The following is a 14,459-nucleotide window of genomic DNA, read 5'->3' on the forward strand; positions in this document are numbered from 1 at the left end:
GTAATTGCCCCCTTAGTTTTTCGGTATCAATACTTCCAATATAATCTCATCTTTTGCTAAATTCACTTCTTTTGCCTTCACTTGAACGTCACCTGAGATCGGCAAATCTTTTAAATCGATAAAAATTTCCTCTTCTTTCGGTCGGACGATCATCCATGACGGAAGCTCTACTGAACTCTTGAGTAATTTCAGTACCGTAGAAGGTGGAATATTCAACTGTCCTAATTCCATGGACGATTGTTTAAGAATTAAGTTTCCGTCTTCCCGTACGACTGGGTCAAAATGCATCGCAAGCGGTAACGTATGCGAGAATACCGTAAGTTCAGATGTCAACAATACGTCGTCACGCATTTCTAGCTCTACTGGTAACGTGCCTTTTACGGCCTTTCGTATATACGTATTCGCAATTCCTTCAAAATTCTCTTTGGTTGTATTCAGTGCCAACGTGTAACCTGTCTCGTTTACCGCTGTATCTTCCGGGAGAGGTGGAGAAGCGGTCGCGCCACTGATGAGAATCATGAGTCCTACAAGCGCTGCCGCCACTATGCCCGCCAGGCTGAAAAACGCTACTTTCCAAATATTCATATTGTACTTCACTCCACTTCCAAGTCAACCGCTGAACAGCCTTTAATTTCGCTTACAAAACGCTTCTCCATCAAATCATACCCTTTACTGTTCGGATGGAAGAAGTCTGTGTGATAAACCAAGTTTTCATTCGAATTAAATAAATCTTTCACAGGAACAAAACAAGCCATGCCGTCTTGTTCTACTTGTTCTTCTATCGAGCGGTTCCAGTCCGCGATAATGTCTTCGAACTCTTGTACTTCGTCCGTTACGACGGAGAACGGATTATAAAGACCCGCCACAATAATTGGTGCATCCGGGTTATACAGACGCAAGATTTCAAACAACTCTTCAATTCTCGTTTCGAATTTACCAAGCGCCTTATAGAAATCAGACATTTTCATCTGCATTAAATTCCCTTTGACGACTTTCATAATGTCATTGCCGCCAATCGTAAAGACGATATAATCTGCCTGAATGATTGCTTCTTGCACTTCTTCATCTTGCAATTGTTTTAAAAACTGGTCGCTGCGCCGTCCGCGTTTCGCTAAGTTCACAGCGTCTACTTCCATAACGCCTTTCCATTGTTCCATATCCGACGTCAATCGGCCGAAATATCCGCCTTCTTTGCGTTCATCTCCGACTCCTTGTGTCAATGAATCACCTAGCCCTAAGACGTTTACACGTTTTGGGATAAATGTTTCCGGCACAACGAACGGTTCGAACGCAACATTTTCACGTTCTGCAAGCGTCGTCTCTTTTTTGCTGAATGGGGTTTGGCACCCTGCTAAGAACAATGAAAAGACGAGACCTAGCACTAGCATTCTTCTCATAATGTCATATCCTTTGTAGTTAGTATCACTCGGTGTAATACATGAATCCGATTGCGCCTTCTCCAGTGTGGGTACTCACGATCGGTGTCGTAAATGTCAGCATCACGTGGATGCCCATCTCTTCAATCTTATTTTTAAGTGGTTCTGCCATCGCCAGACCATTCGCATGCGCGATCCCGACACTACGAATTACTTTCCCTGCTGTTTCCTTCTTAAACTCATCAAACAAATACGAGACTACTTGTTTATGGCTACGCACTTTCGCGACCGGTGTATAGACTCCATCCTTCAGTGACGCAATAGGCTTGATGTTCATCAAGGAACCTAACATCGCTTTCCCTTTGCCGATACGTCCGCCTTTGACCATATTATCTAGAACATCCAGTACGACGAATAAAGAGGAGCTTTTACGTACATGTTCAATTGCTTCTACAATCTCTTCTACCGTCTTGCCTTCTTCGGCCAGTCGACATGCTTCAAGCACTTGGAAAGACAGGGCGTGTGAAATGTACATCGAGTCGATGACCGTGACGTCAGCGCTTGACGCATGAGCTGCTGTTTCCGCCGATTTTACTGTACCGCTCATGCCGCCGGTCATATGGATCGAGATAATTTGCGACCCATCCGCACCCAGTTCGTCATAGAGGTTTTGGAATACACCGACTGCCGGCTGTGAACTTTTTGGTAATTCTTTTGCGTCGCGCATCAAGTCGAGAAATTCAGCCGGCTGAAGTTCTACACCGTCAATATACGACTTGTCATTGACGATCAGTGTTAAAGGCACAACATGGATAGTATGTTGAGCAATCATTTCATCCGTTAAATCTGCAGTGGAATCCGTGACGATATGAATTTTTTTCATGATTTCTATCTCCTTCGCGTGTGGCTTTTGCGATTTTTTTCGCTGTATTTGGTATAGTGTGTTGCAGGAGGTGCGATCAGAATGGAAGAATCATTCGATTATAAGAATCTGCACGAAGAACGTTGGAATGCGATCACGCATGCCATCGGATTCTTACTCAGCATACCTGCACTGGTCTTGCTGATTGTAAAAGGCGTGAAACAAGGCACCGGAATCGCCATAACGAGCTACACGATCTTTGGCGTGTCCATGTTGTTGCTATTCCTTGCAAGTACACTACTACATAGTATGCCGGTTAAACTGAAATCGTTTTTTGCTATTCTCGACCATTCCGCCATTTATGTATTGATTGCCGGAACGTATACGCCATTTTTATTGGTGACCTTACAAGGGGCACTCGGCTGGACGTTATTCGGTATCATCTGGGGATTGACCGTGTTTGGCATCTTGTTCAAGATCTTTTATATTCATCGCTTTGCCAAACTATCGCTTGCCCTTTATCTCATGATGGGCTGGCTCATCGTGTTGGCGATTAAACCATTATATAACGCACTACCTACTCAAGGCGTTTCGTTGCTCGTAATCGGTGGCTTGTTCTATACAGCGGGGGCGTACTTCTTCATGTCGCGCCGTGTACCGTATAACCACGCAATTTGGCACCTGTTCGTGATGGCAGGCAGCGCATCGATGTACTTTAGCGTTCTTCTCTATGTCTAGAGAAGAACGTTATTTTTTATCCCAAACTTGGTATGTGTAGGCGGTGCCGTCTTGCGCGTAATGCGGTTCAGACTTGCTGGTTAACACGTAGTCTTCTTCATATTCTGGGAAGAACGTGTCACCCGGATAATTTTTCTCAATGACCGTCACATACAGTCTGTCTGCATCATCTGCCATCGACATCTTGAAAATCTCCGCGCCACCAATGACCATTACTTCATCCGCATAGTCTTTCGCGAGCTTCACAGCGCTGTCCATATCGTGGACGACTGTTACGCCTTCCGCTTCGTAGTCTTCGTTACGCGTAATGACGATGTTCAATCGACCTTTTAACGGACGACCAATCGATTCAAACGTCTTACGTCCCATGATCATCGCCTTGCCCATCGTTTTCTCTTTGAAATATTGGAGTTCTTCCGGAATATACCACGGCATTTCATTGTCCTTGCCGATCACTCGACCTAGGTCATGTGCCACTAATAATGAAATCATTGTATGTCCTCCTTATACTGCGATCGGTGCTTTAATTCGTGGATGTGGATCATAGCCTTCAATCGAAATATCCTCTGTCGTCAACTCAAAGATCGACCGACCGTCGTAATTCACGTGCAACGTCGGCAATTCTTTTGGTTCTCTCGACAATTGCTCATGTACTTGATCGATATGGTTCTGATACAAGTGTGCGTCCCCTAATGTATGGACGAATTCGCCTACTTCTAAACCACATTCATGCGCAATTAAATGAATAATTAGCGCGTACGACGCGATATTAAACGGTACACCTAGGAAGACGTCCGCACTGCGTTGGTAGAGCTGGCATGATAACTTGCCGTCCGCTACGTAAAACTGAAACAGTAAGTGGCATGGCGGCAAGGCCATGTCATCGACTTCAGCCGGATTCCACGCGGTAACGATGTGGCGTCGTGAGTCAGGATTATGTTTGATGCTGTCGATCACTTGTGCGAGTTGATCGATGACACCGTTTGCACTATCCCACGCTCTCCATTGCTTGCCGTAAACGGGACCTAGATCTCCGTGTTGTTTCGCAAATTCCTCGTCGGCTAAAATTTTCTCTTTAAATGAAGCGAGCTCTGCTTTATACACTGTCGCAAATTCTTCATCTTTTAGTACACGGCGACCAAAATCCGTCATATCCGGTCCAGTATACGCCGCGCTGTTGACGTACCGCTCAAATGCCCATTCATCCCAAATTCCATTACGCTCTTGAATCAACGTACGGATATTCGTATCTCCTTTAATAAACCATAATAATTCCGAGACAATCAAACGAAACGCCGTCTTTTTTGTCGTTAACAAAGGAAACCCTTGCGCTAAATCAAAACGCATCTGATAACCGAAGACACTGTATGTCCCCGTACCCGTCCGATCTCCTTTTTTTGTTCCTGTTTCCAGAATATGTTGACATAGATCTAAATATTGCTTCATGCTTCAAGCTCCCTCTTCTGAAATTACACCTATTATAACATTGTTTGTCTTAGTACAAAGAGAAAGACATTGGAAAGCGGCACAAAAAAACATCCTGTAAAACTTGTACCACATACCATGATTTCTAAAGCGTCTAGTGAAGAACTAAAAGTTTGTCATGAGAATCATGTAACCAAACAAGATGAATAAAATTTAAGATTGGCAACTATTGAAAAAGAAAAGAAAGTTTATCAAGAAAAACTTTCTTCAACAAATCTTCTTTCCATCTTGATTAATAGAAAGAAGTGGGAGTAACATTGTCGATGTATGTGCCAATTAACGTTTAAGTTACACTTCACCCCTCACATTCTTAAACAAATAAAAAACCGCATAAAACCAAATTCTTACACAAACTTGGTTTCACACGGTTTACATTCAATTCAGTTTTCTCTCCATAAAACTTCAACGTCTTACGAAAGCCATTTAGGCGGTGTGTTCTTTGACCAGTAAATATCACCAACAGAATGATGCGCGACAAATCCATCATCTGCAGTATGGTAATGGAAGTTATAGAAGTAACCATCTACAGGTCGCTTTTCCGTACGAACGTGGAACTTGATAAGATCTTGGTTCGCTGTCTTGTCATAGACATGGAAAATCTTTTCCGCATAATCGCCTGAAGGTTGTTCGGTGATAGCGAGACGACGATCTGCTGCGTTATGTACGGTCGTTTGGATCACTGCTTCGATTCGTGGAAAAATTTCATTATCAAATTCGTTCTGAATTACGGGGCCGATCCGTTGTCCAAACTTTTCATAGGTTAACAGACGTGCGTGTGCGACCAATTGTTGTTCTTCGGTGTACTTGTCGAGTGTTGGTAAGTCATTTTTTGTATCATGCAGTTCAAGGGAATACTCCATTCCTTCTGCGCGGGTACCGGATTCATTCGGTTCATGCTTGTCTTGAAAGTTTGTCCAAATTTCATGATTGGGTGTAATGACGCCCAGTGTCAACACGGCGACAGATGCGATCATCAGCCGCTGTAACCATTGCTTCATTTCCATCACTCCTTCAACATTCCGTCATACATCTACATAACTCATACGAAAAGCGTCACAAAAGGTTTCATCTTTTACTATTTCATTGTACAATAAAGTCAAACTTCAATCATCAATTTTCACAAAACGTTCTTTGATTGCAAGTTAAGCGAATTTCAATCAACGCGCTACATATAAAGGAGGTCGCAACAATGGATGTTAACTTACTATTAGGTATTGGTATGCTGGTATTGACTTTGTACTTGAGCTCCCTTAATTTCACGCACTGATTCAAAAGCGAAGAACGCTGGTTGGCCTTAAGTAGGTACTGGCGTTATGTAAAAACAGAAAAAAAGACTGTATGGCTTATAAAAAGCTATACAGTCTTTTTTCTATAGTAATCGTTCAATACACCGTGTTAAAGCCCGTCTCATTTCTCCAGCACACCATAATGAACTTTCGTATACGGCCGAATTTGCTGAATAAAGCCGAAACGTTCAAACATCGGTGACTGGTAGTGGTCTTTCAGTACGACACGGCGTCGGCATACACGCAAAGATTCCGTAACCCATTCTTTCGTTACGGAATCAGTCACGCCAATTTCCCGTAGCACTTCAAAATTGGATGACTCTTCGATCGGCGTTGTGAACAACGGATCGAGGAATACGACGTCGCGTGAGTTCGTTTCGCAAGTTTTCAGGAAATCTACGGCTTCTGCATGAATGACTTGGACCCGCTTCATTGCTTCTTGCAGTTGTGGAAAGTCGATTGGGAAGTTATGCAATCCGACCTTGGTTAGAAATGCGATGATCGGGTCTGCTTCGACTCCTTCCACTGTTCCTAGCTCACCCACGGCGCTTGACGCAATAATCGCATCGGAGCCGAGGCCAAGTGTGCAGTCGAGAAAAGAGTCTCCTAGCTTGAGATCAGCCGCCGCCACGAGTGGATCTGTTTCGCCTTTTAGTATACGTTTCAAACGATAGGTCGCAGAGTTCGGATGAAAGAAGAACGGTTCGTGACTGTTCTTTTTGTAAAACGAATAGCGGTCCTTCCCCGCCACCAAAACATCTGCTTGATAGATGTCTTGGAGTGTAGAGATAGACCGCTTTTTCCGTTCGACGACAGATGCTTGTAACGCGTCTGCTGCTTGATGCATCAAGGCAGTAGACTGTTCATCAGGGCGTCCTGCTGTCGTAATAATCACATTCACTGAGCAACAACTTTAGTTAAGACGTCAACCAAGTGATCTTTAATTTGATCTTTTTGGAAGTTCTCGATTTGTTCACGAGGAATAAAGTATACCACTTTACCTTCATTCCAAATCGCAATGGATGGTGAACTTGGTGGGATCTCTGGGAAGTATGAACGGAATGTTTCTGTCGCTTCTTTATCCTGCCCAGCAAACACCGTAAATAGATGATCCGGCTTCACTTCTTCAATTGCTTCGCGTACTGCCGGGCGTGCTAGACCAGCTGCACATCCACAAACAGAGTTGATCACTATAATAGCTGAACCTTCCAAGTCTTTTAGCGTATCGTTGACTTCATCAGCCGTTGTTAGTTCTGTAAATCCTGCAGTTGTTAGTTCTTCGCGCATCGGTGTAACGATTCCGCGCATGTACTCATCATATGCGTTCATTTGAATCTCTCCGCCTTTCGTTAAATAAAGTGTTTTATGTCGTACTGATTTCAATAGTAAAGGATAGAAGGAATTATTTCACGTGATTGAGTTGGCGAATGATAGAATATTGTTTTTTTGATATTCTTCAAGCGAACAATTCACTATATGAATACTCATTCATTTATGATAAAGTTGTCTTACAATTCTATAAAAAATGATAAGGGGTGTGAAATATGGGGAATTTAGTGGGCAAAATTGCAGTCGTAACAGGTGCAGCACAGGGAATCGGTGAGAAGATAGCCGCACGTTTACTTGACGACGGGGCAACAGTAGTCATTCTAGATGTCAATTTCGAGAAGTTGGAACGAACAGCATCCGTACTGGGTGATTCAGGTGAGAACGTCTACCCTATGAAGTGCAACGTAGCTGATTCAGAAGATGTATCGAAAACGTTCTCTGCAATTTACGGGAAGTTCGGCAAAGTCGATATATTGATTAATAATGCGGGTATAACGAGGGATTCATTTTTCCATAAAATGACCCCAGAGCAATGGCATTCTGTACTGGACGTTAATCTTAATAGCATGTTCTATACATGCCAAGCCGTCATTCCACATATGCGCACCCAGCAATACGGCAAAATCGTCAATGTTTCTTCCTCTTCCAGTTGGGGCAATTTGGGACAAGGAAATTACAGTGCATCGAAAGCAGGTGTACTTGGATTGACTCGAACGCTCGCTAAGGAGAACGGGAGTAAGCAGATCACGGTTAATGCGGTAGCGCCGGGTCAGATTAATACCGATATGACGAAGGATTTACCGGACGATGTGAAGAAAATGGCGACGATGTTAACGCCTGCTGGTCGTATGGGTGACCCCGCAGAAGTAGCTTCGGTTGTTGCATTTTTAGCTTCAGATGACTCGAGTTTTGTTAACGGTGAGTGCATTAGTGTCAGTGGGGGATTTTTGATAGTGTAATATAAAAATATACCTGCGTGAGAACTTCTCGATTGTCCTCACACAGGTATATTTTTTTACGTTAAACGCTTGCTTAGGGGCTTGAATCTACTAGCTTTTTGCAGTCTAGGAATTAATATAATAGACAGAATCGTAACTCCAATATCCAGCGGTAAATAAGCAACCATCCAGGACCAAGCAAGTACATAACTGAAGCTAGCAGGCGCTTCTACCCAATATACATACGCAAAATACATATAATTCGTACCGATTATGTAGTTCACTGCTATTGCGAGAAAACCTGCAGCCGCATAACTAAACCACGACTGATTACGCTCGAAGAACTTTCCTACGATATAGGCTACGAAGATGAAGGAGATAATGTAACCAAACGTCGGGCTGATGAAACTACCGAGTCCCCCTTTAAATTGCGCGAAAATTGGAGCACCTGCTAACCCAATAAATAAATATGCAAACATAGACAAGGCCCCTAAACGGCTACCTAGTAATCCTCCAGCTAATATAGCGAAGAGTAACTGAAGCGTGACTGGCACACCGCCGATCGTCAACAGTGGTGCTATGTTCGCTCCCACTCCCATCAATGCCGCAAATAGTGCGCAAAGTACAATTTCTTTTGCTTTCATTTTCTGATCCTCCCACTTTCTATTGTTGTCTCACAAATTATATGTTAACATAATTTAATATTTAGTTAACACATATTTTGAAAAAGGAGATTACAACGTGTCGATACTATTCATTACCGGAACAGATACTGATGCCGGAAAAACTGTAGCCACTGTGTTACTCAGTGACTTTTTATCTGATAACGGTCGGAATTTCGTCCCTTTTAAACCTATTCAAACGGGAGCGGTTATCCACAATGACAGCTTTGCAGCGCCCGATGTGATGACGTATCAACTGGCGTCGGGACAAGAACAACTTTCTCCCGACTATTTATTCACTACGCCATGCTCGCCTCATTTGGCTGCCAGTCTGGAAGACGTACACATCGATATTAATAAATTGACACAAACGGTGAAGAAACGTAGTGAAAGTTATGACGGCATCGTAGTAGAAGGAGCAGGAGGACTATATGTTCCACTTACTTCTGAAGGATATTGCATGATTGACTGGATGGCAGAATTGAAAGCACCAGTGGTATTAGTCGCACGAGCGGGAGTTGGGACAATTAACCATACACTCCTTTCAATCGAATCAATGAAAGTGAGAGGTATTCGAATCGCAGGACTTTTATTCAATGATTTGGCGCAAGACTCCCCCACTATTATTAGAGACAATGTAGAAATGATCTATAAGCTGAGTGGTATTCCAGTAATTGGGGTCATTCCCTATCAAAAAGACATTCAAGAAATGTTAACGGATTCGGAAATGAAAAAGGAATGCTATAAAGAATGGGATTACACAATTTTAGAGGAGGCGTTACAGAGTGGAAGAAAATCAATTACTCAAGAAAAGTAAGCAATATATGTGGTTGCCATTTACACAAATGTCGGATTACGAGAAAGATCCCCTTATCATTGCGAGTGGAGAAGGCGTGACAGTTACAGATATACATGGCAAAACGTATTTGGATGGCTATTCCTCTTTGTGGCTAAATGTACATGGTCACCGAAAGAAGGAATTAGATGAAGCAATCCAAACACAGCTACAGTCCATTGCTCATTCGACGTTACTCGGCGCTGCAAATATACCCTCGATATTGCTGGCAGAGAAATTAGTAAAATTAGTGCCCGAAAGATTGACTCGTGTGTTTTACTCGGACAGTGGCGCGACGTCTGTTGAGATCGCGGTGAAGATGGCCTATCAGTATTGGCAGAATAAAGGCCTCGAGAAAAAAACGCGTTTTGTGACAGTTAGCAATGGATATCATGGTGATACGGTCGGTACGATGAGTGTCGGTTCTATTGAACTGTATCATAAAGTCTATACTTCCCTATTATTTAATGCGCTCGTCATTCCATTCCCGTCAGTTTACCGCCACCCTTCAGGTAATGAGGATATTGTGCGCGATGAAAGTTTGCATGAACTACGCTTGCTATTTGAAGAGCGCCATGAAGAAATTGCCGGCATGGTGCTTGAGCCAATGATTCAAGGAGCCGGCGGGATGAATACAATGCCACCAGGTTATTTAAAGGGCGTCGAAAAATTGTGCAATGAATTTAATATTTTACTGATTGTCGATGAAGTAGCTACCGGTTTCGGACGTACCGGGAAAATGTTCGCTGTCGAGCATGAGGGAATCCAGCCCGATCTCATGACGGTAGCAAAAGGACTTACAGGGGGCTATTTGCCAGTCGCCGCTACATTCTCGACTGAAGAAATATACGATGCATTTTACGGAAAGTATGAAGAAATGAAAACATTCTTCCATGGACACTCGTATACGGGGAACCAGCTTGGATGTGCAGTAGCACTCGCTAACTTGGAAATTTTCGAGAAAGAGCAACTGGTGAAACAATCAGAGGAAAAAGCTGAGTTTCTTAAAGAATTACTAGTGGATGTCAAGCAACTTCCGCATGTAGGAGACGTACGGCAATGCGGCTTGATGTGCGGAATTGAAATGGTGAAAGATAAGCACACTAAAGAATCTTTCCCACTAGAAAGCCGAATCGCTTACCGGGCTACACTGGAAATGAGAAAGCTCGGTTTACTGACAAGGCCACTAGGGGATGTTATTGTGCTGATGCCGCCTCTGGCAACTTCCAATGAACAGTTAGCGAAAATGGTTGCTCTAATGGTAGAAGGAATTAAGGCGGTGACAGAAGAAGCGGTTGCTATGGATAGTATTCAGCTATAACTACAAACTTTGAAAAAAGGCCGTGCTCGAAACAATGATTGTTTCAAGCACGGCCTTTTTTGAATCACCTTTTATGTTGTTAACACTTTAGTCAAATCAGAGGTTTTGATAATCTTTGCCACTACAGACAGTTATAAGTTAACCATCACTTGACAAATCGCTCCATCATTTCCCGTGTCACATGAAAACGCGGATCAGAGCTATTCCCCTCTACTTCCTCTACTCCAATTAATACAGAAATTACCCGTTCCCCATTGAATACCCCGCTACCCGTAAAACACGAACCCGCCGCATCGGTATAACCGGTCTTTAATCCATCGATACCGTCCATCTGCATGCGCATACCCGGTAACAGTAGATTTGTGTTCCACATCTTCATGCCGTCGTTAGACAGGAAGTGCGTCATGCTAGTGAACTCCAATACTTCAGGGTGCGTTGCGATGAGTCGATCTGCAATCATTGCCATGTCATGAGCGGACGCTAAGTTGTTCTGATTGTCCCCTCGACCCAGATAATCGCCATCTAAGCCGTGTGGATTATAGAAAACAGTTTTCTTTAGCTTAAACGCGCGTGCTTGTTCATTCATGATTGCTACGAAGTCTTCTTCCGTTCCCGCCACGATCTCGGCTAACGCAAGGGCTGCATCATTTGCTGAAATGACTGTCATTGCCGTAAATAGTTCGCGTACTGTATAGCTCCCATTCGCTTGCATGCCTAGCTTTGCAGCACTCGCGAATTGTGCCATATCTAGCACGGTGGGACTTGGCTGGTAGGTAGTTTCCCAGGAAATTGTGCCATTTTTTATCGTGTTCAAAACGATATATTGTGTCATTAACTTTGTCATACTAGCAATCGGTAATGGCTTTTTGCTGTCTTTTTCATATAACACCTTACCTGTGTCCGCATGTAATAGAATCATGGCTTTCGACGAGGCACTCCAATTCTCATCTACCACTTGTACATCTTGCCATTGTGTTACCACTGCATAGATCCCTAAGCAGATGAGTACTATCAATAATAATTTCTTCATGTATACACCTGCCTATAGTATTCATTATGAAGTAGAAGTCTGAAGAATGGTAGCGGATATTTCTTAAGAATGTATGAAGACTTTTTACAACACTTGCACGGAAGACTTACACTTTGCCTCCCGCAAGTGTTTTTTATTGTGAAGAAGTATGAACTGTTAATAATAAAATAATCCTACCTTCACACAAGACCCATTACTATTCTGTATAACTACACGGAAACCTGACCATCAACGGGTACAATGTATTAGATGTCGAGTTGATTTTAAGGAAGATCTATTTCTAATAAGTAATCAGTTAAATTCCAGCGTTGTGGGCATAATGGCTAATAAAAAGCATGTCTGGAAAAGAGGTACGATGTGAAAACAAGTTGGAATATATTCAAATTGGATTTGAAACATATTAGTAAAAACTGGGTAGCTGCCCTATTGATTGGCGGATTAACTTTTTTACCTTCCCTGTATGCCTGGCTGAATATCTACGCAACGTGGGACCCTTATGCCCATACCGACCGATTGCCTGTGGCGATTGTCAATGAAGATGAAGGCGCGACAGTGCGTGACCAGCACATTGATGTTGGGAAAGAGTTGACCAAAACATTACAAGAAAATAAAGATATGGATTGGTCGTTTACCACCAGCCATGAAGCGATGGACGGAGTAGAATATGGAGACTACTTTGCGGCAATTTTTATTCCGAAAGATTTCTCCAGTAAACTTGCGACGGTCATTTCAGGAAAGCCTGAAAAAGCGGAAATTGATTACTATGTAAATGAAAAGCTGAATTCCATTGCACCTAAAATTACAGAAAAAGGTGCTTCTGTCATTGTCGACAATGTAAGCCGCCGTTTTATATCTACTGTTAACGGTGTAGTCCTCGATTTGTTTAATGAACTGGGAATAGAAATCGAGAAAGATTTACCGGATATTAAGAAGTTTGAACAATATATTTTTGACATTCAAAAGCAATTACCAACGATTCATCAGACGTTGGAAGGAATCGTAACTGATGCCAACTCTGCGAAGCGCATCATCGACAAAGCGCAACAGCTACTGCCTGAAGCGAAACGTACGACAAACGCTGGATTAAAAACGATCAATGATACACTAGATCAGCTTACAACAGCACAAAATCGACTAGAAGCGGCTGCACCGCGTATTAAAGCGGATTTGGAGAAAATAGCTACTATTACGAATGAAACGAATGACTTCCTAAAAAATCTTCAACAACTGTCGCCTGACTTCACTGAATGGAATCGTGCAAAACAAGCTGTGGACGAACGTGTAACTACTAGTATCGAAAAACTAAACGGACTTGAGCAAGACCTTCTGAATATAAAGAATGTCGCTGAACAGTTAAACGGTGAACAAGCAACCGCAGCAAACCCGACGCTGTCCAAGCCACTAGACGCCGCGTTACTAAAAGTCGGTAATCTCAAAAATCTACTAGATGAAATGCAAGAAAATGCACGTACGATGGATTCGTCGGTGCAAGGTGAAGAAGAACGGTTGCGCAACAGCATACATGATTTGCAAAAGATTGCTGAGAACACGTCCATCAAAGCTGATTCTTTCCTGACAGAATATACCGACACAATACAACCTTACATCCGTAAAGAAATTGCTCAAGCACTGAAGACCCTTACTAGTGCCAAAACGTTGCTGACAGAAGTGCAAAACAGCATGCCCGAAGTACAACAAACATTACGTAGTGCTGACAAACATTTGACGCAAGGTACACAACAAGTCGAGAATGCGTTAAATCAATACCCATACGTCTATGAGAAAGTGAACCAGCTCGCGAAACGCATCCAGGACATTCAAGGCAAGACAGATATTAATGAAATCATTGATTTATTGCAAAATGACCCAATGGCAGAGCGAAGCTTCTTTGAAGAGCCGATTATCTTGAATGAAACGAAACTATTCCCGATACAAAATTATGGTACCGGCATGACGCCTTTTTATACGGTACTGTCGATCTGGGTCGGTTGCTTGTTGTTAATTTCCCTACTCTCTACAGACATTAGCCGCGAAGGCACATTTACATCCAGACAAATTTATGTAGGTCGGCTACTTACATTCGGTTTGATCGGATGCATACAGACGTTAATCGTGACGATCGGTGATATCGTCCTGCTTGGTGTAACCGTCAAAGAGCCGATACTATTCATCTTATTTGGCTTATTGATCAGCATAGTATTCATGTCGACGGTCTATACATTCGTTTCGGTGTTCGGTGATGTAGGCAAGGCGATGGCTATCGTCTTACTTGTGCTACAGATTGCAGGATCCGGTGGTACGTATCCAATCATGCTGCTACCTTCATTTTTCCAATGGATTAATCCTTTCTTACCTTTCACGTACGCTATTGACTTGATGAGAGAGGCCGTTGGTGGAATCGTTTGGGCACGTGCTCTAAAGGACATGCTGTTTTTAACAATCGTTGGGATTGTCTTTATTATTTTCGGTGTAGTATTTAAGAAAAAAATAAATATCGCAACGAATCATCTATTAGCGAAATCACGTGAGACTGATTTATTCCATTAAACTTGTGCAGACAAAACCTCCTCACGTTGGCAAGGAGGTTTCATGTTATA

15 protein-coding genes are annotated in these 14,459 nt (G+C 42.8%); 5 read left to right on the forward strand and 10 right to left on the reverse strand.

What is annotated here, in order from left to right; genetic code table 11:
- Positions 1–12: 12 nt before the first annotated feature.
- From CSV61_RS01410 to CSV61_RS01420, 3 genes are read right to left on the reverse strand one after another with little or no spacing between them, the layout of a single operon-like run.
- Positions 13–585 carry a YpmS family protein gene (locus CSV61_RS01410; protein ID WP_083031142.1) on the reverse strand — a complete coding sequence of 191 codons (573 nt, stop codon included), beginning with the start codon at positions 583–585 and terminating at the stop codon, positions 13–15.
- Between the two features lie 8 nt (positions 586–593).
- On the reverse strand, positions 594–1,397 hold the full coding sequence (locus CSV61_RS01415) for a GDSL-type esterase/lipase family protein (protein ID WP_099637806.1): 804 nt from the start codon (positions 1,395–1,397) through the stop codon (positions 594–596).
- Between the two features lie 25 nt (positions 1,398–1,422).
- The gene (locus tag CSV61_RS01420) at positions 1,423–2,259 is read right to left on the reverse strand and encodes a DegV family protein (RefSeq protein ID WP_099637807.1); all 837 of its coding nucleotides are present in this window, start codon (positions 2,257–2,259) and stop codon (positions 1,423–1,425) included.
- An 81-nt stretch (positions 2,260–2,340) separates the two neighbouring features.
- Between CSV61_RS01420 and trhA the strand changes: the two genes are divergently transcribed.
- Positions 2,341–2,976, forward strand: coding sequence for a PAQR family membrane homeostasis protein TrhA (gene trhA, locus CSV61_RS01425; protein WP_083031149.1), 636 nt, complete (start codon positions 2,341–2,343; stop codon positions 2,974–2,976).
- A gap of 9 nt (positions 2,977–2,985) precedes the next feature.
- Here the strand turns inward: trhA and CSV61_RS01430 are convergent, their stop codons facing one another.
- The 5 genes from CSV61_RS01430 to CSV61_RS01450 all read right to left on the reverse strand — a co-directional run bounded on the left by CSV61_RS01430 (position 2,986) and on the right by CSV61_RS01450 (position 7,076).
- Positions 2,986–3,468 (reverse strand): dihydrofolate reductase, encoded by a 483-nt coding sequence (locus CSV61_RS01430; RefSeq protein ID WP_099637808.1) that lies wholly within the window; start codon positions 3,466–3,468, stop codon positions 2,986–2,988.
- A 12-nt stretch (positions 3,469–3,480) separates the two neighbouring features.
- Positions 3,481–4,422, reverse strand: a complete 942-nt coding sequence (locus CSV61_RS01435; protein ID WP_099637809.1) for a thymidylate synthase — start codon at positions 4,420–4,422, stop codon at positions 3,481–3,483.
- 449 nt (positions 4,423–4,871) lie between these two features.
- Positions 4,872–5,459, reverse strand: coding sequence for a YpjP family protein (locus tag CSV61_RS01440; protein ID WP_099637810.1), 588 nt, complete (start codon positions 5,457–5,459; stop codon positions 4,872–4,874).
- Positions 5,460–5,868: 409 nt separating this feature from the next.
- Positions 5,869–6,648, reverse strand: a complete 780-nt coding sequence (locus tag CSV61_RS01445; protein WP_199173564.1) for a class I SAM-dependent methyltransferase — start codon at positions 6,646–6,648, stop codon at positions 5,869–5,871.
- Positions 6,645–7,076, reverse strand: a complete 432-nt coding sequence (locus CSV61_RS01450) for a BrxA/BrxB family bacilliredoxin (RefSeq protein ID WP_083031172.1) — start codon at positions 7,074–7,076, stop codon at positions 6,645–6,647. The genes CSV61_RS01445 and CSV61_RS01450 overlap by 4 nt, the downstream gene beginning before the upstream one ends.
- A gap of 215 nt (positions 7,077–7,291) precedes the next feature.
- Between CSV61_RS01450 and fabG the strand changes: the two genes are divergently transcribed.
- Positions 7,292–8,035, forward strand: a complete 744-nt coding sequence (gene fabG, locus CSV61_RS01455; RefSeq protein WP_099637811.1) for a 3-oxoacyl-ACP reductase FabG — start codon at positions 7,292–7,294, stop codon at positions 8,033–8,035.
- A 56-nt stretch (positions 8,036–8,091) separates the two neighbouring features.
- Here the strand turns inward: fabG and CSV61_RS01460 are convergent, their stop codons facing one another.
- The gene (locus tag CSV61_RS01460; protein WP_099637812.1) at positions 8,092–8,658 is read right to left on the reverse strand and encodes a biotin transporter BioY; all 567 of its coding nucleotides are present in this window, start codon (positions 8,656–8,658) and stop codon (positions 8,092–8,094) included.
- Positions 8,659–8,755: 97 nt separating this feature from the next.
- Here CSV61_RS01460 and bioD point away from each other — a divergent pair, with 97 nt between their 5' ends.
- Together bioD and bioA are read left to right on the forward strand one after the other, a co-directional pair.
- Positions 8,756–9,493, forward strand: coding sequence for a dethiobiotin synthase (gene bioD, locus CSV61_RS01465; protein ID WP_099637813.1), 738 nt, complete (start codon positions 8,756–8,758; stop codon positions 9,491–9,493).
- 7 nt (positions 9,494–9,500) lie between these two features.
- On the forward strand, positions 9,501–10,832 hold the full coding sequence (gene bioA, locus CSV61_RS01470) for an adenosylmethionine--8-amino-7-oxononanoate transaminase (RefSeq protein WP_233193490.1): 1,332 nt from the start codon (positions 9,501–9,503) through the stop codon (positions 10,830–10,832).
- A gap of 145 nt (positions 10,833–10,977) precedes the next feature.
- Here bioA and CSV61_RS01475 read toward each other — a convergent pair whose 3' ends face one another.
- The gene (locus CSV61_RS01475; protein WP_099637815.1) at positions 10,978–11,862 is read right to left on the reverse strand and encodes a D-alanyl-D-alanine carboxypeptidase family protein; all 885 of its coding nucleotides are present in this window, start codon (positions 11,860–11,862) and stop codon (positions 10,978–10,980) included.
- Positions 11,863–12,219: 357 nt separating this feature from the next.
- Here CSV61_RS01475 and CSV61_RS01480 point away from each other — a divergent pair, with 357 nt between their 5' ends.
- Positions 12,220–14,409, forward strand: a complete 2,190-nt coding sequence (locus CSV61_RS01480) for a YhgE/Pip domain-containing protein (protein ID WP_099637816.1) — start codon at positions 12,220–12,222, stop codon at positions 14,407–14,409.
- Positions 14,410–14,459 lie beyond the last annotated feature (50 nt).

Source organism: Sporosarcina sp. P3, assembly GCF_002743415.1.
Lineage (GTDB): Bacteria > Bacillota > Bacilli > Bacillales_A > Planococcaceae > Sporosarcina > Sporosarcina ureae_A.